Here is a 25502-nt window from a genome sequence, read left to right as displayed (position 1 = left end):
ACGTTTCGTACAATTTCAAGGCTTTTAATACGGTTTTTTAACCTTTTGCCACCATAACCATCGCTGGGCGAATCAAGCGTCCATTCAGGCTGTAACCCTTTTGCATAACACCTACAACTGTATTTGGTTGCGCGTCCGGTACATCAATCATTGACATCGCTTGGTGTAATTCCGGATTAAACGACTCCCCTTCCGGGTTCACTTGCTCGACATTGAACTTGGCGAGCCCAGAAACAAACATGCCATAGGTCATTTCTACACCATCGCGTAGCGCCTTAGTCGCTTCATCATCGGGTTTGCACGCCTCTAGCGCACGTTCCAAACTATCGATGATTGGTAGCATTTCTGCGGCAAATTTTTCTGTACCAAATTTATGTGCTTTTTCGACATCCTGCTCCGCACGACGACGTGCATTTTGAACATCCGCAGCGGCACGTAACATTTGATCTTTCAAACTCGCTGCTTCTTCTTGCGCTGCCACCAGCTGCTTTTCCAGATCGGCTATCAAAGCGGCTTCCTCTGAAACCTCGCTTTCAGTTGAGGGTTCATTATTCACAACATCCGCTTCGTTAGTCGTAGCGTCTGTCGCATTGATATCAAGATCCGCCATTTCAGGCTGATCACTTGGCTTAGTCTGCTCATTTGCCATTGGGAGTCTCCAATTCAAGCGGGCATAGTTAACTTTAAAGATTGCCGTATTGATGGGGCCGGACCCTTAAAAATCAACCCATCCTAAAATTTTTTTTCAAATCCCTGATCCATAACGATTGCGCCCGTGATTAAAATCACCTATATATAAATCACTGTATAAATACACATGTATGGAATATCCTCATGCTGACCCAATTGATCATTCGCAACTACGCTATTGTTGAGTCGCTCGACCTAGAACTGGAACAAGGCATGACCGTTATTAGCGGTGAAACAGGCGCAGGCAAATCGATTATGCTTGATGCCCTTGGCCTCACGCTAGGTGACCGAGCAGACAGCGCGACAGTGCGACATGGTGCAGAACGCGCCGAGATCATTGCCAGCTTTGACATCAGTGCGCTACCGGACGCCAAGGCGTGGCTTAAACAACAAGACATGGATCTTGACGAGGAAAACGAATGCATTATTCGCCGCGTTATTACCAAAGAAGGGCGGTCTCGCAGCTACATCAATAATCAAGCCTGCCCATTAAATTCGCTCAAGGCACTCGGCGAACATCTGATAGCTATTCACGGCCAACACGAACATCAACAGCTACTTAAAAAAGACCACCATCGCACCCTTCTGGATCAATTTGCGGCTTTATCACCCATCGCGCAGCAGGTACGACAGCATTTTCACTTATGGCAAAAGGAAAAAGAGCGACTGGAAAACCTGCTCAATCTTAGTGATGAACACCAAGCCAAAGTCCAGCTACTTAGCTATCAAGTCGAAGAGCTAAACCAGCTCGGGCTAACTGAAGGCGAGTTGGAACAATTAGAAGCAGAACAGAAGCAGTTATGCGAGGCTGGCGATATTCTACACAACGGCCACCAAGTGCTAGCACTGACCTCAGAAGGGGACGGTGACAACTGTACTCAACTTCTGAATCACGCATTGCATTTGCTAGGCGAACTGAAAAGCCAGTCACCTTCACTCACTCAGGCTAGCGAACTGCTCAATAGTGCACAAATCCAAATTGAAGAAGCCAATCATGAACTACGCCATTATTTAGACCGTATAGAAATCAACCCAGACCGTTTATCAGACGTGGAGGAGCGGCTATCTACTATTTACGATCTTGCGCGCAAGCATCGTATTCGCCCCGAAGCGCTCTCTGCACTCCACCAAACACTGCAAGAGGAGCTGGACAACCTTAATCATTCCGATGAGGCCTTAGACACACTTCACACAAGAGTCGCTCAACTAGAAACGGAGTATCGCAGCCTAGCTACCACGTTAAGCGATGCCCGCCAGCAGGCTGCGATGAAATTAAACACATTAATAGATGAACAACTCCACCAGCTAGGCATGACCTCCGCTTGTTTTATAGCCAACCTAACGCCATACAACAAACCAACGGCCAACGGTTTAGAAGAAGTGGAGTTCCTTATTTCAACCAATAAAGGACAGCCCGCTCGGCCTTTAGCCCGTATTGCCTCAGGCGGGGAACTATCTCGTATCAGTTTGGCTATTCAGGTCATTACCGCTCAAACCTCAACAACACCGACCTTAATCTTCGATGAAGTAGATGTAGGAATTGGGGGCGCGATTGCTGAAGTGGTTGGACGCATGTTGAAACAACTTGGGCAGCGCTCACAAATAATGTGTGTGACCCACCAACCACAAGTTGCATCTCAGGGGGATCAGCATCTGTTTGTCAGCAAGCAAGCAGGAACTGAAAACACTCACACCCAGATCAATCAGCTAAAAAGCGCCGATCGTATACACGAGATCGCACGCATGCTGGGCGGTATTGATATTACGCAACGGTCCATCGATCATGCGAAAGAGATGTTAGGGCTACAAACGTAGAACCTATTTCTTTTCACATCCTTCTGTACACAGACCGTAAAGATAGAGGGTGCGATCCGTGATAGTAAAGCCTAACTCTTTGGCGATCTCATTTTGGCGCTGAATTAATTGGTTATCGACAAACTCACGCACCTTGCCACACTTTACACAAACGATATGGTCATGATCTTCATCTCGAGCCAGCTCAAACACGGAGTGACCACCTTCGAAATGGTGTCGCGAAACCAAGCCCGCCGCTTCAAACTGAGTTAACACACGATAAACCGTGGCTAAACCGACATCTTCACCCAGCTCCATTAACAGCTTGTAGATATCTTCAGCACTGAAATGATCACCCTCTCCGGCCTTCTCCAGAATCTGGTAAATTTTAACGCGCGGTAGCGTCACCTTAAGGCCCGCTTTTCTTAACTCTTGATTTTCGAGGGACATAATCTTTACTCTATTGATTCTGACGTCTGAATGTTAGACTGTATTATCTTTATTTACACGTGAAAGTGGAAGTCATTTACAGATGCGAAAGTTTCTAATTTGCATTGCGACTATCGCAATGCTCTCAGGTTGCTCCGATTTTCCGGGTGTTTACAAAATTGACATCCCTCAGGGTAACATTATCTCCCAAGAAGCCATCGACCAGCTTCAGCCCGGCATGACACCTTCCCAGGTGCGGTACCTCATGGGTACGCCTCTGGTGGTGGATACCTTTAATGGGCAACGCTGGGACTATATTTACACATTCAAGAAAGGCTGGGATGCACGCGTTCAGGGCAATTTATCCCTTTTCTTCAAAGATGGTTTGCTAAGCCACTACTCAGGTGATTATAAACCAGCAGGCTTACAAGAAGCTCAATAACTACTGAGCTTCTTTTTGCGCCTTCATTTTCGCCGCCCGCTTTGCTCTCGCCTCTTTAGGATCAGCAATTAATGGGCGGTAGATCTCTACCCGCTGCCCTTCACGCAGTACCGTATCTTTTGGGTCTTTGATCGCCTTACCAAAAATACCCATAGGATCAGCCTCTGCATCAATTTGCGGAAACTGCTGGCAAATACCCGATGCAATAACCGCCTGATAAGCCGTTGTGCCCTCTTCAACCTGCAATGCGACAATCCGCTGCTGCTTAGGCAAGGCGAAAGCCACCTCGACATTAATAGGGTTATCCATATACACGCTCCGCCCGCTGCACAAAGGCATCCACCAATGTAGTAGCTACCTGATTAAACACTTTGCTCATCGCCATACCGGTCAACTTGCCTGAAAATTCAAACACTAGATCTAAACTCACTTTGCAGGCCTCACTATTGAGAGCCTCAAACGTCCAGACTCCGGTTAAACGAGAAAACGGGCCTTCAACCAGCTCAATCTCTATGCGATCAGGCCTCGATAATCGATTGAGGGTCGTAAAGCTATACTTCAATCCTGCTTTTGCAAGATGAAGCGTGGCTTCCATGCTCTGATCATCTTCACACAACAACTCAGTGCTAGCGCACCACGGTAAAAAATCCGGGTACGCTTTCACATCGTTGACAATATCAAACATCTGCTGTGCGCTGTGTAGCACCAGCGCACTGCGATTTACTTGGGTCATTATTTTCGTTCCGCTCTAACTTGCGAGCTTATTGTACAAATTTAGAGCGAAAATAGCTGCAACCGCGACCGGCGCAATATAGCGAATAGCTACATACCATGCATAGAACCAAAGCTCATTCTGCAAAGACAGCTCATTCTTGAGGATTGTCTGCTTCACTTTCCAACCCGCAAAGAGCGCAATAAACAACCCACCCAGCGGCAGCATGATATTGGCTGTTGCAAAATCCATCAGGTCAAAGAAGTTCATCCCGGCAATCTTGAAATCTGCCATAAAGTTGAACGAACCTAAGCAAGCAATACCCAGCGTCCACACAATCAAGCCCAAAATCGAACACGCCGGCACACGCTTAATGCCAAATTTCTCGACCATCCACGCTACCGCAGGCTCCATCAAAGAGATCGCCGATGTCCAAGCAGCCACTGCAATTAAGACAAAGAACAAGAAGCCAAAAATATGGCCACCTGGCATTTGACCAAAGGCAACAGGTAGAGTGATAAACATCAAACCAGGGCCTGCACCAGGATCTAACTGATTAGCAAAGACGATTGGGAATATTGCTAATCCCGCAACCAAAGCCACTAACGTATCCAACAGCGCGATCATCAATACCGTGCCGCCGATACTCGCTTTTTTAGGCATATACGAGCCATATGCCATGATAGAACCCATGCCTAGTGACAATGTAAAGAAGGAGTGACCTAAAGCAACCAACACAGCATTCCATGAGAGCTGAGAAGGATCAAAATGGAACAAGAAATCAAACCCTTGCCCAAAAGCCCCCGTTGTCATGGAATAACCTAACAAAATAAATAACAGAACAAACAGCGCGGGCATCATGATGCGCGTTGCACGCTCAAGGCCTTTATTAACTCCTCCTGCAACGACTGCCATCACCATCACAACAAACGCCGAGTGCCATATCAGCAACGTCTCAGGATCACCCAGTAAGCTTTCAAAACGTTTACCGGCCATTTCGCTACCGATATCGATAAAATCGCCATTCCCCATACCCGCGACATAGTAAAGCACCCAACCAGCCACAACCGAATAAAAGGAAAAGATCATCACACCTGCTAGCGCACCGACCCAACCAACAAGCGACCAGCGGCTTGTGTGACCGGACTCTACCGCCACATCTTTCATCGAGTTAATAGGGCTTTGACGGCCACGACGCCCAATCAAAACCTCAGAAACCATGATTGGGATACCCACGAGTAAAATACACACGAGATACACCAACACAAAAGCACCACCACCGTTTTCACCGGTGATGTAGGGAAACTTCCAGATATTCCCTAGTCCGACTGCAGAGCCAGTTGCCGCTAGGATAAAGATCCAACGGCTCGTCCATGCACCATGGATAGATAATTTTTCTTGCATACAAGTCTCAGACTAAACGTCTTTTCTTCTAAGTTTTATGAATGAAAGCGCGCATTGTTCACATAATTACCCATGATGACAACTTTAGTCGAAGAAAACTGTAAAAAAAACGTACAATTCATCCCCAACAAAAAGCAAACGACCGCTTCCTCACAACCTTACACCTCGCTATAATCGCGCCCTATGACTAAAAAGAAAAAATCTCAAAACACCAGCAGCACCATCTGCCAGAACAAGCGCGCCCGATACGAGTACAGCATCGAGGAAAAACTTGAAGCTGGCCTTGCGCTCGCCGGTTGGGAAGTAAAGAGCCTGCGAGAAGGTCGCTGCCAACTCATTGACTCTTACGTCGTGATAAAAAACGGAGAAGCCTGGCTGGTCGGCGCCAATATGACGCCACTCACCCAAGCCTGCACTCACTTTGTGACTGAACCACGTCGGGATAGAAAGCTGCTACTGCACCGCAAGCAGATCGACAGGCTTGTAAGTGCGATCGAAGCAAAAGGCTACACCTGCGTTGCCCTGAGCCTTTACTGGAAACAAGGCCGCGTAAAATGCGAAATCGCGCTGGTAAAAGGTAAAAAACTGCACGACAAACGTGAGACAGAGAAAAACCGCGACTGGGATCGCCAAAAACAACGCATCATGGCCGCACACTAAATCACGAAACCTCTTTCCATAAGCAGGGTCATACCACTATAATGGCCGACTACTTGGGGGTGACATGGCTTCGACGCCGGTTACAAAACCTTAAGTGCATGTCGTGAGTGTAGTGAATCACGTAAATCCATTACTACACAGTTATAGTTGCTAACGACGATAACTACGCTCTAGCAGCCTAAGGGCCGCTAGCGCCGCACTCAGAGGTGTCTGTAACTCAGAGGTTCGCGGTGTCATTCGAGACAGAATCGCCCGGAAGCTTCGCCTTAAGCTGAACGGTTAAAACTAAAAAGGCTCGCCCTAAACACCCTGACTCTCGGGTCGTGCTGGGTTAACTCAATAGAGAAGTCTAAACATGTAGATCTTATGGCAGCGGATTGGCGGACGCGGGTTCGAAACCCGCCACCTCCACCAAATTTTTCCTTAAAAACCAACTAGTTAGACAGCTTTTTGGTTTTTACTGTCCACATTTTGTCCACTTTCTTATTCCAAACCTTCTAAACGTCCATTTATCCAAGGCTGAACACAGCTTGTATAGAGTTGACCTAAGTACGCTCTAAAGTGGTTACTGTTATGCGCATCCGGACCAATAATGGTTAACAGTAGGTAAGTATCCTCCAAATCATCATAGGCATATATCAGCCAGAAATCAGACTCAGGACGCTTTGCATCATGAGTTCTATAGAAGGAATACTAAATCTTAGACCACCGAAGAACGGTGTCTTCATCTGTAGCTAAATGTATATGATGAACGTCAGGATAAGAAAGATCAGCATCACGACCATAAAACTCAGGCTGAATCCCTAGAATTTTATAGTCTTCGAAGGTTCGCTTATGATTCTCCCAATTATCCAACATTCTGAATATAGGAGCAGTAAGGACTCTTGCAGCCACTAATTACTTTTTAGACTTGGCTATCTGTAGCTGCTCTTTAGACTCTGGAAGCTTTCCATGCTCTAAAAAATAGGCAAAAATCGCATCACCACAGACAGCAGCGCGTTTCACATCAGCAGCATTAGCTCTGCGAACCCGAGTGTTAGGCATATGTACGACGGTTTGAGGCATAAAATAACTCCGTTAATATCAACCAAAGTATATCAGAAAACTCTATTAGAGCAATTTATTGACCATTATTTAACCAATTCATCACGCCGCCTTACCAACCATTCGCCTATCTATCAGGGATTGTGTGATCATCTCGAAAAGCTGTGAAGGATCAATTCCACGGTTTCCGTAATACTCTACGATGTCACCAAACATTCCTGACTTTTTTAGACATTTCCACGCTGTATGACTGTTCATTTTTGATCTAGCAATAATGGATATCCAGTTTCCCAAAGCTAGCGTGACGTTTTTCTCATTACCTACACCGGGCTTTTTATAGGCTCTTTTGTACGCTTTGCCTTGATGACACCAGTGAAAGTCTGCATCTTCTATAAATAGTTGCCAGTATGGGTCTATCACATCCTTTATATAGTCCAAACGAAAGCAATTCATTCCGTAACGCCACAAAGCCCCCAAATGCTCATAGGCTTGAAGGTAGCTTCTCAATTCGATATCAGAACCCCTTTGGAATTGCTTCATGACGGAATGGTGTAAACGCATCTCTATGCGTCTTACATTCTTTTCAGAGTCATAATCTACGTTCTCTATCAGTCCGTTTTTATCCTGACCTTGCCACACTGATTCCATATAGTGGATTTTATCTGACTTTTTAGCTTCAGCTGTTTTGTCATAGCAGCACATCTGTACTGATTTAACAGAGCCTGCGGTTATTGTCTGTCTGTTCCCATACGTCACCGCCACCTCAGATAAACTAAAATCTACTTTCTCTATCGCATCATGACAGAAAAGCCTTTTAGAGCGCGTTGTAAGACGTTCAAGGAAATTTTCTGATGGTTCCCATCCCTGTACATCCAAGGCCAGATGTAATGCCACTCCCCCATGCTCTGGAGCATCGACAGAAACCCATTGAGAAACCGCATCCGCGAAATCTTGTACTTCCTCAGGTTTACGGTTTAACAGGTAATGAGGACTGAACTCTATTTTCAGATGAGATCCACGACAATCACTTGACTGGCGTCGATTCTTAAGAAAGATGATGATGCCTTCCTCATTGTTCTGAAGACGGTACTTATAGCCAGACTGTCCACCACTTCCAACAGCAAACCAAACACCATGTAACTCTAGGCATTGGGATTCATGCATAGCTTTTTCATAGCATTCATGCACCTGTGCTAAGAAGGGTTGATCAGGAGTAAGTCTGTAGAGTTGCCTAACGGTATCTATCGTTGATGCCAAGAGCTTTGTATCAAGCAGATCAGAGAAAAAGCCTGCTTTCTCATTTACGAAGTACATTCCTTTGTCATGTGGTTCAAAGCTGCCTTGTCCAAGGGAGCCCCTCAAATTGAGGAAAATCTCATCAAAAAAGTGGTTCTAAATATAAGGAAAGGTCATTTCTATGTTAAAAAATTGACAACTATTTTATATGCACTATCTTTATATGCTAGCTAATAATAAAACAGGCTCTCTAATATGAACTCTCGTGTAAATAAATTCATGCCTGCCCTTTTTTCCTCCTTAGTAATATTTATTTATGGAAATATCGCCAACTCTGCTGAGGTTACACTTGGTAGTGGGGATAGTCCCATTACGTTAGATTCAAAGGATTTACACAAAATAGAGAAGTTTTCTGCTGACTGGACCGGAACAACATTTGATAAGTGTAATCATCATCCATATCAAAAAAGAAGCATTTTCTTTTTAACTAATGAAAACATAAAAGCAGAGTTCACACATAGTTTCAGACACATCACCCACAACTGTATGTCTGGTAAGCATATACCTAATGATATCCTTAATACAAAGGGAGGTAACGCCTATGGCTTCTCTCTTACTTGGAGCATTCATGAAAAACACCCAAATCTTATAGGCACTTTAAAGCTTATCAATACAGATACAAAGGAAAGCAAAATAATTCATGTGAAAATATGGGGATATAGTCGTCACCGTGAAGATTTACTTATTAAAATTGGTGATCATCCTCAGTATTCCAGCGGGCCTGAACAGAACAATAACATTCTTTCTGTGACTTTTGATGGATTCAAAATTAAAAGCATTCAAAGAGTTGATTATAAACCAAAAAATTAAGATACCTATGAAAGTAAAAATATTTTTCATCACTATTTGTTTTTTCATTTCAGGCTGTTCAAACCTAGGTAAAACCTTTTCTGGTGAACTCTATGAGCGAGACGGAATCAGCACAGTTGTACTACCTAGCGGATCAGAAGAAACATATTTCTATAGTGAAAACTCTAGAGAACGCATATGTAGAACACCCTCTCCAGACTATGCAGTAGGTATTAGTGAGGGGGTCAGCTTTGGCGTTAACTCTCGAGTAGGTTTAGGAAATAGTGCTGAAGAGAGCACTGGCGAACTAATATCTTCACTGGGTGGAAGATCTCCATCCGTATTATTAACCCGGGATCTACTCTATCGAGCATGCGAATTAAGTAGTAATCTAAGGCTGCCCCCCGAAAAAACTATAGAGATTTATGAGAAAACACTTCTTACGATTGAGAAAATCGCTTTATCTCAAACTGAGAATGGAACATCTTCTAAGGGTTTTACCACACCAGGTTCAAAAACAGATAATACATCTTTACTCAAAGAAACCAAGAACGACGAAGACGAAGACGAAGACGAAGACGAAGACGAAGACGAAGATAAAAACAGGGACAGATAAATATTATTTAGTTAATAATCTCAAAGAACCTTATAATCACTACCAAAATAAAAAGCTCACTTTACAACTAGATTATAATTATCAAAAAAACTAAGTCGACAGGCCTAGAAATTATCTAAAATACTCTGTGTACCTGAACACCAGCGATGGCTATGCATCGCGCAAAAATAGCAGCAATCTGCACCCTATACTACGAATCTAGAGAACCCTTTTTACTCCAAGGTGTCTGGCCTGGGTTTCCTTTGGATTCCAAGTGCTGATATTGCTGACGAGATACGCCCACACGCAGCATCATGTCATTCTGTTTGAGACAAAGTTCCACACGCCGCTGTTTAATCTGGTAGAGCATCGACTTTATCATGGTAAACACATATGTTGCTCAACACTCCAAAGGCAACTTATTCGTTGCCATAGAATTTGAAAACGTTTCCAAATAACGCTTTCCGTCATCAAACTATCAATAAACCAGAACAAATTCGCAATATTTGCTCGCTAGAGTGTGGTCCACGTTGCTGATTGCTTCCAATCCAAGTAATGCCAGCATTAGATAGGCTCCCACCTCTAGGAAAAACTAGGAGACGGATATGCGTCGCTTCACATTCGCTTTAACTGTAGTCACTACTATGCTGTCTGCATCGGCTAGTTATGCCGCCAGCACTACGGCAACACCTGCTGTTATGGACCAGAACACTGCACATGTTCAACTAGGCCCGCGTCCTTTCTTTTTGATCGATGATATGAAGGAAGGAAAGCTAAAAGAAAAATTGAAAAGTTGTGAAAACGGCCCTTTTACTCGCTCTGATTTTTCCATCGGCCATCGTGGCGCTGCCATGCAATTTCCTGAGCACACACGAGAGTCTTATATTGCCGCTGCAAGAATGGGGGCCGGCATTCTTGAGTGTGATGTAACTTTTACTAAAGACACTGAGTTGGTTTGCCGTCATTCACAGTGTGACTTAGCAACAACCACTAATATTTTGGCCACTCCCTTAGCCGCTAAATGCTCGGTTCCTTTTCAGCCAGCGCAGTTTAATGAGTCCGGTGAACTGGTAACGCCCGCAACTGCTAAATGCTGCACGAGTGACATTACCCTGGCTGAGTTCAAAACACTCACAGGCAAGATGGACGCCTCTAATAAAAAAGCCACAACCGTCGCTGAGTTTTTAAACGGCACCGCGAGCTGGAGAACCGATCTTTACGCTAGCCTAGGCACGGTGATGTCCCATAAAGAGAGCATTGAGTTATTTAAGGCTCTGGGGACAAAAATGACACCCGAGCTTAAAGCGCCCAGCGTCGAGATGCCTTTTAATGGCTTTTCGCAAACAGACTATGCGCAAAAAATGATTAATGAGTATAAAGAGGCTGGCGTGCCAGCCACACATGTATGGCCTCAATCATTTAATATTGAAGATGTGCGCTACTGGATCAAGTCGGAACCTTTATTTGCTCAACAAGCCGTTTATCTGGATGGCCGTTATGATGATGAATCTTTTGATCATCGCTCTCCTAAAACATGGAAGCCTTCCATGGAGCAGCTCGTAGAGGATGGCGTAAATATTATTGCCCCACCTATGTGGATGTTGCTAGATGCAGAAAACGGTAAAGTTACCCCTTCTACTTATGCTAAAGCAGCTAAGACAGCAGGCTTAAAAATTATCACATGGACGTTAGAACGCTCTGGGCATCTAAAGACCGGCGGTGGTTGGTATTACCAGACATTAAATGGCCAAAACCCAGATGCTGATAAAGAGATGGCCAACGTGATTAGCACGGATGGTGATATGTTTACGGTTGTCGATGTGCTAGCCAAAGACGTGGGTATAATCGGGTTATTTTCTGATTGGCCAGCGACCACAACCTACTACGCTAATTGCATGAAGCTATAGCTATTTATATAGTCAAAGTCGAGACTTGAACTCGGCTTTGACTATATCGCACGACAAGCGATGAGGTTACAGCTCTTTCTCCAACCGATATAGTCCTGATGGGGAGTCACTTGAAATATATACCCTATTATCAGGCCCGATAGCGATCCCCACAGGCCTCGCCCATCGGTCGCCGTTGGGTAATTGAAATCCACTCACTAGCGTTTCGACTTTGCCTTTGTCACTTCCCTCGACCGTTATAGCAACAATTTTTGGCTCACGGCGACTCGCTTTATTGCCACTCTCATCGACTGCCCATGAGCCCCTTAAGGCGACTAACGCATGTCCAGCCAACTCACCAAAGGCAGCATGATTAGGCACAAAGGTCACGGCCATAGGCGCATTACGTGCAGGAAAGGTTGCCGTCGGTTTTACAACACTTTCTATTGGGTAAGGCGCTGGGCTACTCTGGCAACGGTCGCGATGTACACGCTCACCGTCATACTGATACCACGGCATTCCATGAAAGCTTCCTTGCGATAATTGCGTAAACTGCTCGGGAGGTTGCTGAAAACCAAGATGATCAGGACCATTGTTTGACGCATACAAGGTTTGATCTGAGGGGGACCAATCAAATCCAACCGGATTTCTCAAACCCGATGAATAGGTGCGCCATTGCGGTGGGTTTATGCTCTCATCTAAGACAAACACGCCTCCTCTGCGTTTCTCAAAAGGGTAGGTGTCATGTAAATATTCATTACTGCAGTTACCTGATATACCTAAGCTGGCATAGATCCGCTCGTCCGGCCCTACTTTAACCGTTCGACTATTATGACCTCGACCTTCAGGAAGTTTAGCCAGTAGATTGAGGCTCTCAATATCGCCTCCGGATTGATAACGGCCATAATAAACTGCTTCCGTACTGGCGACGAACAACGTACTTCCTCGAAAAGCAACGCTGTGTGGATATGCAAAGTCAGGTCCGATTGCTTCCACCTGTTTATAGGGAGGCTTGAGCCGATAGATCCGACCCGAACGAGAACCAGCAAAAAGCTCCCCACTTTCATGAAAGGTCAGTAATCTCGGCTGTGGAATTTGGTCAGTTAGCAACGTCAAACGATAGCCTTTTTTTACGTTTACCGTATAGGGTGTTTCAGCAATCATGATCGTTTGCTCTACCACAGGGGCAGCCGCGCTACCCACTGTCCATAAACATACTAGTAGGACCAGACATGGGGATATTTTCTTCATCTAGTTGCTCTCCCAAGACGTATAAGATTACGATTCAGACTCATTAAGATGAGTTTTGGCTGTGCATCTTTATGGTACGCTTCATCAACATAAACCAGATCAAATAATAATAGGAGCCTGGTGATGAAAACTGCTTTGCTTTTCTTACTCTCGTTACTCCCCGCCTCGCTAATGGCCGCTAATGTGACCTACCAAATTAATGGTCAAGCCTATGAAGGCTACTACGTTAGCGCAGGCGATAATACACCTTTGGTTTTGTTGCTCCATGACTGGGATGGCCTCACTGATTATGAGATTAAACGTGCTCATATGCTGGCGGATATGGGCTACAGTGTTTTCGCTGCAGACCTGTTTGGTGCAGGTATTCGCCCCACCAAGATGGAAGACAAAAAGCAACATACCGGTGAACTCTATAACGATCGTATTAAATTACGCTCTCTTATGGATGGTGCACTTAATAAAGCCGTGGCGCTTGGCGGAAATCGAAACAATGCCGTTGCAATGGGTTACTGTTTTGGTGGTGCTGGCGTATTAGAAATGGCACGTTCGGGAGCCGACCTTAAAGGTTTTGTAACTTTCCATGGCGGCTTAAAAACACCTCAAGGGCAGGATTACAGCCAAGCTAAAGGCAAACTATTGGTGTTACATGGCACCGCTGATACAGCGATCACTATGGATCAATTTGCCGATTTAGCAAGTGAGCTGGAGTCAGCGGGTATGCCCCATGAGATGATTACGTACAGTGGTGCACCTCACGCTTTTACCGTGTTTGGCAGCGAACGTTATAGAGAAGACGCTGATAAAAAATCTTGGCAGCGTTTGAGTATGTTTCTAAATGATATAACACGCTAACCCTCTACGTAGGCACTAAAGCTGAACTCTGCGGTGCAATCAAGGTCTGAGCCTCTAGATAACAAAGAGATCAGATCATGTTGCACCAACGCTTTACTCAACTTGCCTGCCTACTGCTATTACCGTTAAGCGTAACCCATGCTGCAGCCGAGCAAATATTTACTCAGTCTGGCAATGTTCCGCAATTAGTGGAGCTTTATACTTCTCAGGGCTGCTCCAGCTGCCCACCAGCTGACAAAAAGCTCAACCAATTACTTGAGGACCCCGGGCTATGGAAACAGCGGATTCCTGTCGCTTTTCATGTCGATTACTGGGACTATCTGGGCTGGAAAGATCCATTTGCCACTGCTTTAAATAGCCAGCGCCAATACCATCTCAAGAAGACGGGTGCCATTAGCAATGTCTATACACCTGGCTGGGTGGTTGATGGAAAAGAGTGGCGAGGCTTTTTCATCGGAAAAGCATTACCTAAAGTCGCTGCAAAAGAGGCAAATACTTTAACAGCTAACCTCTCTGAAGATCGCCATGTCAGCATTCACTTTCCCCAAGAGGAGCAACTGGCGGCACACGTTGCGATATTAAGTTTTGATCTAACGTCAGAGATTACTGCAGGAGAGAACCAAGATAAAATCCTGCAAAATCAGTTTGTTGTCACGTATTTTAATCAAGCTCTATCTAGTAATAACTGGGCATTCTCATTACCTGAACGAAAGACTGAACGAGAGGCGATCGCGATTTGGCTAACTTATCCAAATTCTGCAGAGCCCGTACAGGCCGTTGCAGGATGGATAGAGTAACCATTACGGGAACACTCTTATCCCTAGAAAAACTATTCCGTTTCAATACGCTTCGCTATAAGGTGACTGTACTTTTTGAATGAATATTCATGATTGGAGGTTTAAATGAAGCTTGTAGGTTCATCCATGTCCCCTTATGTCCGCCGCCTGCGCCTTTTTCTTGAGGGAAAGTCATTCGAATTCATAAATTTGAATATCTACTCCCCAGAGGGAAGAGAAGCACTAGCGCGTTATACCCCAGCCATGAAGATTCCAGTCCTGATGGATGGCGAGCAGACGATTTATGATTCAAGAGCTATCCACCGCTACTTAGTTAGTACGCACTTCCCTGAAACACCCATGAGTTGGCACCAAGAGAACTTACTATCGCTGATTGATGCCGCCAACGACTCCTATGTCATTCTTCTGCTGTCTAAGCGTTCAGGTATCGATACCGATGCCGACATGCTAATCGCCAACTTGCAAAAAGAGCGTATTGAGCGCACCCTTCAATTACTCGAAAAGTCCGTCGCTAGCGGCGAATTGGCCGACTGGAATTACCCTGCAATGTGCCTGTTCTGTTTACTGGACTGGATCAGTTTCCGGGAGCTAGAAGATTTAAGTCGATATACAGCTTTAAACACCTTCCACCAACAACATCTGACAAGCCCCGGTGTAAGTGACAGTGATCCTCGCTTAGTTGACGCATAGAGTACAAAACAGCAAGCCCACTCGCGGAGAGGGCTTGCTGATAGCCGTCGATTAAAACTCCACCCCAAATACCCAGCTTGCCAGCAAAGTAAACAGGCCAAATGAGACCACAATTGCAACTAAATTCAGCAAAAAGCCTGCACGCACCATATCCCGTAGCTCCATTCTCTCGTAGGAGAAAACGATAGCATTCGGCGGGGTTGCCACCGGCATCATAAATGCCATTGAAGCCGCTAATGCAACTGGCACACAAAGAATGATCGGGTTGAGTCCAAGCCCCACCGCTACTGCCGCAAGAATTGGTAAGAAAGTAGCCGTCGACGCGGTATTAGAGGTGATTTCTGTCAAGTAAACAATGGCAATCGTTACCACCAGCACCAAGGCAAGCGTGCTAATGTCGATACCCGAAACACCATTACCTATCCACTCCGCCAAGCCTGTGCCCTTAAAACCACCCGCTAACGCAAGGCCACCTCCAAACAGTAACAACACGCCCCATGGAACATGACGAGCCGCTTCCCAGTCCAAGGCAAATTCACCCTTCTGACGGGAAATAGGTACAGCAAACAACACCAGTGCAGCCAATAAGGCTATTATCGTATCATTTAGAGGTAAACCCGTCAGATCAACCAACAACTTACGGAAAATCCAGCTAGCAGCGGCAGTAAAGAACACGATAGCTACCAGCTTTTCTCCCCGTGACATAACACCTAACGCACTTAACTCACGCTTGACCACAGCAGAAGGATCATTAATAGCTATTTGGTGAGAAGGAAACAGGATACGTGTCAGAATCAGCCACGTAATAGGCAACATTACAACCACGACTGGAATACCTAGCAACATCCAATCAAAAAAACTGATCTCAATGTTATAGTTGCTTTGTAGGAAGCTCGCTAGTAACGCGTTAGGTGGAGTACCAATCAAAGTGCCCACACCCCCAATCGATGCGCTATAAGCAATAGATAGCATAAGCGCTACCCCAAAATTACGCACTACACGATCATCATCCGTCTGACGTGAAATAAAATCAATCACCGAAAGGCCAACAGCAAACATCATGATGGTTGTAGCGGTATTAGATATCCACATGGATAAAAAGGCCGTTGCCAACATAAATCCTAGGATAATACGAGACGGAGACGTACCTATTCGGCTAACGATTTGAAGCGCAATCCGACGATGCAAGCCTACTCGTTGCATGGCAGCTGCCAACAAAAAACCACCCAGAAATAAAAAGATCAGCGGGTGAGCGTAATTCGCAGCAACCGGCTTAATTTTATCTATTTCCAAAAGTGGCATCAAAACAATAGGTAACAGCGCGGTAGCGGGAATCGGCACAGCTTCGGTTAACCACCAGATCACCATCCAGCTAGCCATTGCTACTAAACGCCAAGCTTCAAGGGGCATATCCCCCGGCGCCGGCATTAATATCAGTAATAAAGCAACTATAGGACCACCAAGCAGGCCCGCTAAACGTCCATTGCTTACTGGCACTGGAGATGGCTCAGGCCGGCCTTTATATTCAGGATTACGACGATCACCCGGCGCTAGATAATCCTCATTATGTGCGTGAATGTCTTGCTTATTCGTTGCCACAGCTGATCTATCCTCGTTTCAATGAGATGACTTAAAACATGCGGTATCAGTTCGATTCCAACCATCAAGCATAAGAGCAAAAAGCGAGCCAATAAAAACACATCCAAGAAAAGCCCTAACTTAGTCATTAAATGTAGGTAAAACAGCCTATCTGGTTCAGAACCATCGTAACTCCATAACTCAGCTGGCCACATACACTGGGGGAAGTTCGCCACTATTTTTAGGTAAATGTGTCAAAAGCCCCACATTTAGCCCTCCTATGCGGGTGTCACTGTAAAAATAGAATACGAATAGACAAAAAAGCAAAAATCGAGTAGCGAAACATAGGATTAGCGTCTTTAATTAGATACAAATCAATTTTATGAACAAACATTCTTAAATAACTTAAACCCTAACAAGCGGATTTTTATTGTGACTAGCAAGGATGATATTGGAGGAAAGGTGGCTGGAACCAAACAATACACTTTAATTAGCCAACTCATCCTGAGCTTTTCCTCACTATTGTTTTTTGTCACCTCCCCACTCTATGCAGGCGTTGACCTTACACCAGAAGAACAGACGTTTATTCAGCAACACCCCGAGATCAAACTGGGCACAGACTTATCTTGGGAGCCCTATGTTATTGTCGGTCAAGATGGCAGCGTTTCTGGGTACGACGCTGAAATTTTAGACGCCATAAACCAAGTCACAGGGGCAAACTTTTCTCTGGTTACCGGTAGCTGGCCAGAAATGCAGCGTCTTGCCCAAGAGCGGAAGATTGACGGGCTTAGTACCGGGGCCCCTATTGAAAAGCGCAGAAGCTATCTCAATTTTTCAGATATCTACCTCACACTAAAAAAAGCAGTATTCGTTGCAACAGGAAACCCCAAAGAAATACATGCTATTCAGGATATAGATGATAAAACTATCGTCATCCAAAAAGGCAATCTAGCCGATATAGAGTTAGCGAATCAATTCCCAAAGTCTAAAATCTTATTAGTCGATACAGTTGAAGACGTTTTCAGTGCACTGTCGGCTCAACGGGCGGACATCGCTTTTGGTAATGGCGCAACACTCTACCTAGCTAATAAACTAGGTATGCCCTACCTACAAATAGCATTTCACTTAGATGATCAACTCGACCTAGTATTCGCTACACGAAACGATTGGCCAGAAGCCGTTTCAATCCTGAATAAAGGACTAGCCGCCATCCCTGATCATGAGAAAGTTCGTATCCAAACTAAATGGTTTAGCCCACAGGTCAGGCCAACGAGTAATTTAGAGAGTGGCGGGTTGCTTTATCTATCCGAAGAAGAGAAGCGCATCACAAATAAAACGCCTAACCTCAGACTCTGTATCGACCCGAATTGGCTGCCCTTTGATGGATTCTCCTCTTCTGGCAACCATATTGGTGTATCTGCAGACCTAATGAAACTCATTAGCCAGCGCTTGGGAATCACCTTTACTTTAGTAAAAACAGATAGCTGGAGCGAAACAACTCAGCTCTACCGGCAGCAAAAATGCGACTTAGTCACAACAATTACTCCAACTAAAGAAAGATCGCAATATCTTAACTTTACCCAACCACTCTTTTCGTCGCCTCTTGTGCTAGCAACACGACTTGATCAATTTTTTCTATCCGACATCAACAGCGTGGCTCAGAATTTACATGCGGTAGTAAAGGATACCGCTGCTATCCCCTTTTTAAGAAGCCGATATCCAGACATTAATCTTTTAGAAGTGACATCTGATCAGGAAGGGCTAAAACTACTGAGCGAAGAGAAAGTTTTTGGTTTTATCGGCTCTTTAGAAGTGATTGCACATCAAGTCAACGTCGATAAATACCTCAATATAAAAGTTTCCAGCACACTCCCTGATAGCTACTCCTTAGCAATAGGAGTACGCAAAGATTGGCCTGAGTGGGTGTCGATTCTTAACAAGGCGATTCACTCAATAGATGAGACTGAGCGTCAGCAAATCTATAACCGCTGGGTAGGTATTCAATATGAGAGTGCATTCGATTACCGCCCTTTCGTGAGTGTCATGGCAGTTATTGCTGCACTAGGTTTTTTGTTGATCTATCGTTACCGAGTTATTTCCAGCTATAACAACAAGCTTCGAATACTCAATGAGCAACTAGCGCAACAAGCCACAACTGATCAGTTAACCAATTTACCGAACCGTTACTTATTGGTCCAAGAGATGCGAAAAGAGATCGCAGCTGCTAAGCGTTATCAAGACCCCTTTTCAATCGTTCTCTTTGATATCGATCTTTTTAAACAGATCAATGACCAATTTGGGCACCAAAAAGGCGACGAAGTACTTCAGGAAGTCAGTCTGATTATGAATAGCCTCTGCCGAGAGATAGATATATTAGGACGGTGGGGCGGCGAGGAGTTCCTACTGCTGTGCCCAAGAACGGAAATTAATGGTGCATTGAAACTGGCAAATAAAATCAGGCTTAATATTCACAAACAGTATTGGCAAGCCGATGCAAAAGTCACCCTAAGCGCAGGCGTTGCAGAGTACAGCCAAGGCGAAGACTATCACGACTTGCTCAAACGCGTAGACGACGCACTTTACATTGCTAAAAATCAGGGCAGGAACACAGTGGTTTGTTCTGACCCTCCGCCAATATCCATACCAAAGTGAACTGATGTGAAGAAGTAGCCACAAAAAAACCCGGCAAGCCGGGTTTTTTTAATATCCAAAAATGCTTATTTAGCCATTTTCTGAATTTCGTTCATTGCATTCTGGCTAGCTTCAGTAGCTAATGCTGTAAAAGCTTCGCCCTGTGCCTTCAGAATTTCGAACAAGTTTTTGTTCGCTTCAACATTGAACTTAACTACATCTTCAGGTGTTTTCAGTTCTTTCGCTTTTTCTACTTCAGACTTGAAGAAAGAAGCCAGCTCTTCACCAGACTGTTTCTGTAATTCTACAGACTTGCTTACTGTAGCAGCCTGAAGAGTCATAAGTGTTTTAACAGCTTCTAGCGGTTTCTGTAGATCGATATTGTTTGTCATGATGCTTCCCCAATAATTTATGTTGCACTGCACAATACGATGTATTCTATCTTTATCCCAACGATTGTCAACTTCTTTTTTTGTGCAGTGCACAAAAAGTTGAAATAAAACTATCCCACACCTTTATGACGAAATAATGACCACTTTCCACAATACCTCTTTCGATATACTCTGTCTGTACAATAGTGTGAAGAGGCATACCTACTTAAGATGTTTGCTATGAATAGAAAACCGTACACCTTTGGCCGGTTCAGGGTAAGCCTTCTCTTGTCGCTTTTGCTGAGCCTCTCAGCTCCTATACGTGGAGAAACCGTCAATATTGCCGTCGCAGCTAACTTTTTATCAACCGCACAACAACTGGTTCAAGCATTCAGTCAATCCAACAGCCACAATATTCTTATTAGTTCAGGTTCTAGTGGCAAACTGTTTATTCAAATAAAACATGGTGCGCCTTTTCATCTTTTTTTAAGTGCAGATACAGATCGCCCTAAACGTTTGATAGAAGAAGGGATAGCCCTAGATGATTTGAAAATTTATGCCACAGGCCAACTGGCGCTCTGGAGTAAACATTACCCCGGAATTGAACAAGGCTTGGAAGCACTCGACAAAAATCACGTAACACGTTTGGCTATTGCCAACCCCAAAACCGCACCTTACGGCGCTGCAGCTATTGAAGTACTCGCTTCACGAGAACCCGCCTATGATGGTGTCATTGTTCAGGGAGATAATATTGCCCAAACCTACCAGTTTGCAGCCAGTGGAAATGTCGATGCCGCTTTTGTGGCGCTATCTCAGATCAAGAAACTACCTCAAGGTTATTACTGGCAAGTACCTCATGAGATTCATACACCCTTGCATCAAGGTGCCGTCATACTCAAAGCTGCACAGGATAACTTAACCGCTAACGCATTTTATGATTTTCTGAGTAGCCATACCGCCCAACAGATTATTCGCCAAAGTGGCTATTTAACCTTTTGAGACAACCATGACGGATGCCATTCTTCTCTCTTTAAAACTCGCAACACTGACAACCTGTGTCCTATTAGTGATTGGTATACCGCTCGCCTGGTGGCTTGCTCGCTCTAAAAGCCTCTTTAAAGATATGATCTCCGCACTGGTATCAATGCCTTTAGTTTTACCCCCCACTGTCTTAGGCTTTTACCTGTTAATATCCCTCGGGCCAGACAGCCCTTTAGGCCAACTATCAACGACCCTGCTTGGATCGCCTCTTACCTTCACCTTTACAGGTTTGGTCATCGGCTCGGTTGTATTTTCATTACCCTTTATGGTTCAACCCTTAAGAAATACGTTCGAATCTATTGGGGTACGGCCGCTAGAAGTTGCAGCAACACTGCGCTCATCCCCTCTCAATACATTCATTCGCGTCGTGTTACCCATGTCGCGCGGCGGCCTGTTAACCGGTATTGTCATGTCGTTTGTACATACGTTAGGCGAATTTGGCGTTGTTTTGATGATTGGCGGTAATATCCCAGGGGAGACCAAAGTGCTCTCCATTGCGATATATGATTATGTGGAATCTCTTGAGTGGGATAAAGCCCACCTCATTGCTGCGGGGATGGTCGCTTTCTCATTCATAATTATTCTGTTGCTGACCTTATTAGAGCGTAAAAGCCGCCGGGGGCTACAACGATGAGCCCTATGCTTAACATCCGAATCAATACGCCGCTTGAGCACTTTCCCTTGTCGGTTGACATTAAGATTCCAGGGCGTGGCATTACTGCTTTATTTGGCCCATCAGGATGCGGGAAAACCAGCCTTTTACGCTGCATCGCAGGGCTTCATAAAGCCACACAGGCTCATATCGAGATCAACGGACATAGCTGGCAGAATAGCGCCCATTTCGTCCCGCCTCACCAGCGCAAAGTCGGTTATGTTTTTCAGGAAGCAAGTTTGTTTGAACATCTGAGCGTTAAGAGCAATTTGCTATTTGCTCACGACTCAAATACCAGCGGCAACGACGCTTTAACATTTGAAGAAGTTACTCACCTGCTAGGCATCCAACACCTTATCGATAGAATGCCAGACACCCTCTCCGGTGGTGAAAAACAGCGAGTTGCCATTGGCCGCGCTTTATTATCAGCCCCTGATATTTTACTCATGGATGAACCACTCTCGGCACTGGACTTTAAAAGTAAGGCGGAAATCCTGCCTTACTTTGAACAGCTGCATACCCGGTTGTCTATCCCTGTGATTTATGTCACCCACGCCTTATCTGAAGTAGAAAGTCTTGCTGATCATATTGTATTAATGGACAGGGGGCAGGTGACTGCACAAGGCAATATTCAGGAGATTATGTTGGACTTGGCATCACCTCTTGTCCTCTTCAGCAAAGCAGGTTCGCTGATCGACGCCACTGTAACTCAATACGATAGCGACTATGACTTAACCTATTTATCTGTGGATGGTGGTGTGCTCAAAGTACCGGGCAAACAAGGAGCAATAGGGGAACGTAAAAGAATTCGTATAGGCGCCAACCACATCAGCTTAACCCGCTCAGCAAACAATGACTCTACCATCATAAACACGCTGCCGGTCACCATCGAGAAGATAGATATAACCGATAAAGCCCAATGCAATCTGATTCTAACACTCGGAGAACACACTCGCTTACTCGCTCGTGTGACACGCTGGTCTACCGACCAGATGTCACTGAACGTAGGTGATCAGCTGTATGCCCAGATCAAAGGGGTTTCGCTCGTAAAGTATTAAAGCCCACGTTTCTCTTTGCGATACATCAGAACACCTGCCACAGCAACCGCAATACTAACCGTCACTACAATAATAGTCGCCAATGCATTAATCTGCGGACTAACCCCCAACCTCACGCTGGAATAAACAACCATAGGCAGTGTTGTGGCACCTGGCCCCGAAACAAAGCTTGCAACCACTAAATCATCCATAGATAAGGTAAAAGCAAGTAACCACCCAGCCACTAACGCTGGCGTAATTAAAGGCAATGTAATCGCAAAAAATACTTTTCGTGGCTTAGCGCCCAGATCTAATGCAGCCTCTTCTAATGATTGATCCATATGCGCTAAACGGCTTTGTACCACAACAGCCACATAGGCCATCGAGAAGGTCACATGAGCAATCGTAATGGTCAACTGACCTCGACCCTCAGGCCACCCTAACACCCGCTCCATTGCAACAAACAGCAACAACAACGACAAACCAATAATAACCTCAGGCATGACCAAGGGAGCTGTCACCATGGTTTCCATGACTTGCCGCCCTTTAAAACGCTTATAACGCACCAAAGCTAATGCGGCGAGTGTCCCAAGGATTACAGCTAAGGAGGCATTCACCGAGGCAATTTTGACACTCAACCAGGCCGCACCCAATATTTGATCGTTTTGCAGCAACTCAGCGTACCACTTCGTGCTAAAACCCGACCACACGGTTACCAAACGGTTTTCATTAAAAGAATAGACAATCAAACTGGCAATTGGCCCATAAAGAAAAGCGTAGCCAAACATGAGCGCTGTCATCAGCAGCGGCATCTTACGCCACATCAGAGCACCTCCTCAGTGCGTCGCTCATAATGCCTTAGTAACACAAAAGGAATAATCAATACACACAGCAGAACCGCCGCCAACGCAGAGGCCAACGGCCAATCCTTATTACTGAAAAACTCGGTCCACATCAGTTTACCGATCATCAAAGTTTCAGGCCCGCCCAGCAGATCAGGGATGACAAACTCACCCATTACCGGGATAAACACGAGCATCGCGCCAGCTAACACACCCGGCATAGAGAGTGGCCATGTAATCTTCATGAACTGCTTCCACGGTTTACAACCCAGATCAGAAGCAGCCTCCAGCAGTGTGTCATCTAAACGGATCAAGGTGGCATACAGCGGTAAAACCATAAAGGGTAGATAGCTATATACCACACCGATATAAACCGCGATCGGTGTATGCATAATCTCCAAAGGCGTATCAATAAGCCCTATGCTCATCAACCACTGATTCAGCAAGCCGTTGTTCTTTAGAATCCCAATCCATGCATAGACACGAATCAGAAAAGAGGTCCAAAACGGAAGGATAACCAGCATCAACAACGGGAGCCGCCAATGATTGGGGGACTTAGCTATAGCGTAAGCCATCGGATAGCCTAATAACAAACACAGCAAAGTTGAGATCGTAGCTACCTTGACCGAGCCCCACAACGCTTGCAGATAGAGCGGATCTTCCAGCAAAAACAGATAGTTACCAAAGTTCAGCTTGATAGTCATCAAGCCATCACTCACTTCGCGGATCAGATCAAGGTAAGGAGGCTGCGCCAATGCCGCCTCTGATAAACTGATCTTCAGGATAAACAGAAACGGTAGCAAAAAAAATAATCCAAGCCACAACCAAGGCACACCAATAATCAATGTGCGCCCTCGTAACCACTTAGGCGTACTCGGCGTCATTCTTCCAGCACCCCACAGCTGTTCGATTGCCACGCCAGACACACCTCTTGCTCCCACGTTAGGGGTTGCTCGGCCAACGCCTGAATATTCGATTGAGTGAATTGCACACGCTTACCTGAGGGTAGATCTACATGGTAGATAGAGACATCACCTAAATAGGCAATCTCTTTGATAACCCCTTTAATCTGATTCGGAGCACCGGTCAGCTCTGCCATCAAACGACACTTCTCAGGGCGAACAGCAACGGTGACTTCCATACCGGCGACCAAGGGCTGGCTATGTTTCACTTGCAGTAGACCACCGGCCTCTTCACTTTGGATTAAAACATGATCATCTTCCTGACTAACCACATAGCCGCTAAACAGGTTCACCGTCCCAATAAAAGAAGCAGCATAACGGGTGGAGGGGTATTCATACATGCGCCGTGGCGGATCGATCTGTTCGATTCGGCCATCATGCATTAGCGCTATACGAGACGACATGGTCATCGCTTCTTCTTGATCGTGAGTGACGATCACGAACGTCATCCCCAAACGCTCCTGAATATTGACCAGCTCAAACTGGGTTTTTTCCCGTAGCTTTTTATCAAGCGCGCCTAATGGCTCATCCAACAGTAAGATTTTTGGCTGCTTAGCCAGCGCTCGTGCCAACGCAACACGCTGACGCTGCCCTCCCGATAATTGGTGAGGTTTACGCTTAGCTAGTGCATCGATTTGCACTAAGGCCATCATCTCCTGAATACGTTGCTTACGCTCAGACGATGGCATGCCTTCTTGCTTTAAACCAAAGGCGATGTTGTCTTCGACCGTCATATGCGGGAAGAGCGCATAGGACTGAAACATCATATTGATTGGACGTTCATAAGGCGGGGTGTGAGTCATATCCACACCATCAATAAAGATACGTCCAGCAGAAGGTGTTTCAAAGCCTGCCAACATACGAAGCAAGGTTGTTTTACCGCACCCTGAAGAGCCTAATAACGAGAAGAACTCCCCTTGGTGAATACTCAGGCTGATATCATCGACAGCGTAAACATCACCAAATTTTTTAGTCACGCTCTCAACACGAATAACAGGCTCCCCCTCTGGAGCCTGCCAAGACTCTAAAGGGGTGGATGAACGAAGCTGTGCCATCC

Annotated in this window: 27 protein-coding genes and 1 other RNA gene; 14 read left to right on the top strand and 14 right to left on the bottom strand. The window is 45.4% G+C overall.

Annotated elements, in window-relative coordinates; translation table 11 throughout:
* Positions 1-37 precede the first annotated feature (37 nt).
* Positions 38-649, bottom strand: a complete 612-nt coding sequence (grpE, locus tag F0U83_RS02230; RefSeq protein WP_138986317.1) for a nucleotide exchange factor GrpE — start codon at positions 647-649, stop codon at positions 38-40.
* A gap of 185 nt (positions 650-834) precedes the next feature.
* Here grpE and recN point away from each other — a divergent pair, with 185 nt between their 5' ends.
* The gene (gene recN / locus F0U83_RS02225; RefSeq protein WP_138986316.1) at positions 835-2505 is read left to right on the top strand and encodes a DNA repair protein RecN; all 1671 of its coding nucleotides are present in this window, start codon (positions 835-837) and stop codon (positions 2503-2505) included.
* A gap of 3 nt (positions 2506-2508) precedes the next feature.
* Here recN and fur read toward each other — a convergent pair whose 3' ends face one another.
* Entirely contained in the window at positions 2509-2934 is a 426-nt protein-coding gene (gene fur, locus F0U83_RS02220) for a ferric iron uptake transcriptional regulator (RefSeq protein ID WP_138986315.1), read from the bottom strand.
* Positions 2935-3016: 82 nt separating this feature from the next.
* Here fur and F0U83_RS02215 point away from each other — a divergent pair, with 82 nt between their 5' ends.
* Positions 3017-3355 carry an outer membrane protein assembly factor BamE gene (locus tag F0U83_RS02215; protein WP_138986314.1) on the top strand — a complete coding sequence of 113 codons (339 nt, stop codon included), beginning with the start codon at positions 3017-3019 and terminating at the stop codon, positions 3353-3355.
* Here F0U83_RS02215 and F0U83_RS02210 read toward each other — a convergent pair whose 3' ends face one another.
* From F0U83_RS02210 to F0U83_RS02200, 3 genes are read right to left on the bottom strand one after another with little or no spacing between them, the layout of a single operon-like run.
* Positions 3356-3664: an RnfH family protein gene (locus F0U83_RS02210; protein WP_138986313.1), complete on the bottom strand. Its 309-nt coding sequence runs from the start codon at positions 3662-3664 to the stop codon at positions 3356-3358. It abuts the gene before it with no gap.
* On the bottom strand, positions 3657-4088 hold the full coding sequence (locus F0U83_RS02205; RefSeq protein ID WP_138986312.1) for a type II toxin-antitoxin system RatA family toxin: 432 nt from the start codon (positions 4086-4088) through the stop codon (positions 3657-3659). Before F0U83_RS02205 ends, F0U83_RS02210 begins: the two co-directional genes overlap by 8 nt.
* Positions 4089-4103: 15 nt before the next feature.
* Positions 4104-5471, bottom strand: coding sequence for a sodium-dependent transporter (locus F0U83_RS02200; protein ID WP_138986311.1), 1368 nt, complete (start codon positions 5469-5471; stop codon positions 4104-4106).
* 183 nt (positions 5472-5654) lie between these two features.
* Between F0U83_RS02200 and smpB the strand changes: the two genes are divergently transcribed.
* Together smpB and ssrA are read left to right on the top strand one after the other, a co-directional pair.
* A complete protein-coding gene (smpB, locus tag F0U83_RS02195; protein ID WP_138986310.1) occupies positions 5655-6131 on the top strand; it encodes an SsrA-binding protein SmpB in 477 nt (158 codons plus the stop codon).
* 55 nt (positions 6132-6186) lie between these two features.
* Positions 6187-6545, top strand: a transfer-messenger RNA (tmRNA) gene (gene ssrA / locus F0U83_RS02190).
* 483 nt (positions 6546-7028) lie between these two features.
* Here the strand turns inward: ssrA and F0U83_RS16930 are convergent.
* Entirely contained in the window at positions 7029-7196 is a 168-nt protein-coding gene (locus tag F0U83_RS16930; protein ID WP_170221709.1) for a hypothetical protein, read from the bottom strand.
* An 81-nt stretch (positions 7197-7277) separates the two neighbouring features.
* Positions 7278-8489, bottom strand: coding sequence for a hypothetical protein (locus F0U83_RS02185; protein ID WP_138986309.1), 1212 nt, complete (start codon positions 8487-8489; stop codon positions 7278-7280).
* Between the two features lie 177 nt (positions 8490-8666).
* On the opposite strand from F0U83_RS02185, the gene F0U83_RS02180 reads away from it, so the two are divergent.
* Both F0U83_RS02180 and F0U83_RS02175 read left to right on the top strand, forming a co-directional pair.
* On the top strand, positions 8667-9281 hold the full coding sequence (locus tag F0U83_RS02180; RefSeq protein WP_138986308.1) for a hypothetical protein: 615 nt from the start codon (positions 8667-8669) through the stop codon (positions 9279-9281).
* Positions 9229-9876, top strand: coding sequence for a hypothetical protein (locus F0U83_RS02175; protein WP_138986307.1), 648 nt, complete (start codon positions 9229-9231; stop codon positions 9874-9876). Before F0U83_RS02180 ends, F0U83_RS02175 begins: the two co-directional genes overlap by 53 nt.
* A 190-nt stretch (positions 9877-10066) precedes the next feature.
* Here the strand turns inward: F0U83_RS02175 and F0U83_RS02170 are convergent, their stop codons facing one another.
* A complete protein-coding gene (locus F0U83_RS02170) occupies positions 10067-10237 on the bottom strand; it encodes a helix-turn-helix transcriptional regulator (RefSeq protein WP_211343606.1) in 171 nt (56 codons plus the stop codon).
* A 223-nt stretch (positions 10238-10460) separates the two neighbouring features.
* Between F0U83_RS02170 and F0U83_RS02165 the strand changes: the two genes are divergently transcribed.
* A complete protein-coding gene (locus F0U83_RS02165; protein ID WP_138986306.1) occupies positions 10461-11762 on the top strand; it encodes a glycerophosphodiester phosphodiesterase family protein in 1302 nt (433 codons plus the stop codon).
* A gap of 66 nt (positions 11763-11828) precedes the next feature.
* Here the strand turns inward: F0U83_RS02165 and F0U83_RS02160 are convergent, their stop codons facing one another.
* Positions 11829-12992 (bottom strand): PQQ-dependent sugar dehydrogenase, encoded by a 1164-nt coding sequence (locus tag F0U83_RS02160; protein ID WP_138986305.1) that lies wholly within the window; start codon positions 12990-12992, stop codon positions 11829-11831.
* Positions 12993-13115: 123 nt separating this feature from the next.
* Here F0U83_RS02160 and F0U83_RS02155 point away from each other — a divergent pair, with 123 nt between their 5' ends.
* From F0U83_RS02155 to F0U83_RS02145, 3 genes are all read left to right on the top strand, one after another.
* Positions 13116-13844, top strand: a complete 729-nt coding sequence (locus tag F0U83_RS02155) for a dienelactone hydrolase family protein (RefSeq protein WP_138986304.1) — start codon at positions 13116-13118, stop codon at positions 13842-13844.
* 77 nt (positions 13845-13921) lie between these two features.
* Positions 13922-14641, top strand: coding sequence for a DUF1223 domain-containing protein (locus F0U83_RS02150; protein WP_138986303.1), 720 nt, complete (start codon positions 13922-13924; stop codon positions 14639-14641).
* A gap of 105 nt (positions 14642-14746) precedes the next feature.
* On the top strand, positions 14747-15331 hold the full coding sequence (locus F0U83_RS02145; protein ID WP_138986302.1) for a glutathione S-transferase family protein: 585 nt from the start codon (positions 14747-14749) through the stop codon (positions 15329-15331).
* A gap of 51 nt (positions 15332-15382) precedes the next feature.
* Here the strand turns inward: F0U83_RS02145 and F0U83_RS02140 are convergent, their stop codons facing one another.
* Positions 15383-16930 (bottom strand): SLC13 family permease, encoded by a 1548-nt coding sequence (locus F0U83_RS02140; protein WP_246077605.1) that lies wholly within the window; start codon positions 16928-16930, stop codon positions 15383-15385.
* Positions 16931-17341: 411 nt separating this feature from the next.
* Here F0U83_RS02140 and F0U83_RS02135 point away from each other — a divergent pair, with 411 nt between their 5' ends.
* A complete protein-coding gene (locus tag F0U83_RS02135; protein ID WP_138986301.1) occupies positions 17342-19561 on the top strand; it encodes a transporter substrate-binding domain-containing diguanylate cyclase in 2220 nt (739 codons plus the stop codon).
* 65 nt (positions 19562-19626) lie between these two features.
* Here the strand turns inward: F0U83_RS02135 and F0U83_RS02130 are convergent, their stop codons facing one another.
* Positions 19627-19932, bottom strand: coding sequence for a hypothetical protein (locus F0U83_RS02130; protein ID WP_138986300.1), 306 nt, complete (start codon positions 19930-19932; stop codon positions 19627-19629).
* A 219-nt stretch (positions 19933-20151) separates the two neighbouring features.
* On the opposite strand from F0U83_RS02130, the gene modA reads away from it, so the two are divergent.
* From modA to modC, 3 genes are read left to right on the top strand one after another with little or no spacing between them, the layout of a single operon-like run.
* On the top strand, positions 20152-20910 hold the full coding sequence (gene modA, locus F0U83_RS02125) for a molybdate ABC transporter substrate-binding protein (RefSeq protein ID WP_170221707.1): 759 nt from the start codon (positions 20152-20154) through the stop codon (positions 20908-20910).
* 7 nt (positions 20911-20917) lie between these two features.
* Positions 20918-21586, top strand: coding sequence for a molybdate ABC transporter permease subunit (modB, locus tag F0U83_RS02120; protein WP_138986298.1), 669 nt, complete (start codon positions 20918-20920; stop codon positions 21584-21586).
* The gene (gene modC, locus F0U83_RS02115) at positions 21583-22662 is read left to right on the top strand and encodes a molybdenum ABC transporter ATP-binding protein (RefSeq protein WP_211343605.1); all 1080 of its coding nucleotides are present in this window, start codon (positions 21583-21585) and stop codon (positions 22660-22662) included. The genes modB and modC overlap by 4 nt, the downstream gene beginning before the upstream one ends.
* On the opposite strand, the gene F0U83_RS02110 is transcribed toward modC, so the two are convergent.
* Genes F0U83_RS02110 through F0U83_RS02100 form a run of 3 tightly spaced genes read right to left on the bottom strand, consistent with a single transcriptional unit; the run spans position 22659 to position 25500 of the window.
* A complete protein-coding gene (locus tag F0U83_RS02110; protein WP_138986297.1) occupies positions 22659-23465 on the bottom strand; it encodes an ABC transporter permease subunit in 807 nt (268 codons plus the stop codon). The genes modC and F0U83_RS02110 overlap by 4 nt on opposite strands.
* Positions 23465-24367, bottom strand: coding sequence for an ABC transporter permease subunit (locus tag F0U83_RS02105; RefSeq protein ID WP_138986684.1), 903 nt, complete (start codon positions 24365-24367; stop codon positions 23465-23467). Before F0U83_RS02105 ends, F0U83_RS02110 begins: the two co-directional genes overlap by 1 nt.
* Positions 24364-25500, bottom strand: a complete 1137-nt coding sequence (locus F0U83_RS02100; protein ID WP_138986296.1) for an ABC transporter ATP-binding protein — start codon at positions 25498-25500, stop codon at positions 24364-24366. Before F0U83_RS02100 ends, F0U83_RS02105 begins: the two co-directional genes overlap by 4 nt.
* Between the last annotated feature and the right edge of the window lie 2 nt (positions 25501-25502).

Origin of the sequence: Neptunomonas concharum (genome assembly GCF_008630635.1) — a bacterium.
Lineage (GTDB): Bacteria > Pseudomonadota > Gammaproteobacteria > Pseudomonadales > Balneatricaceae > Neptunomonas > Neptunomonas concharum.
The sequence above is the reverse complement of the archived record's forward strand: the minus strand, read 5'-3'. Positions and strand labels throughout refer to the sequence as shown.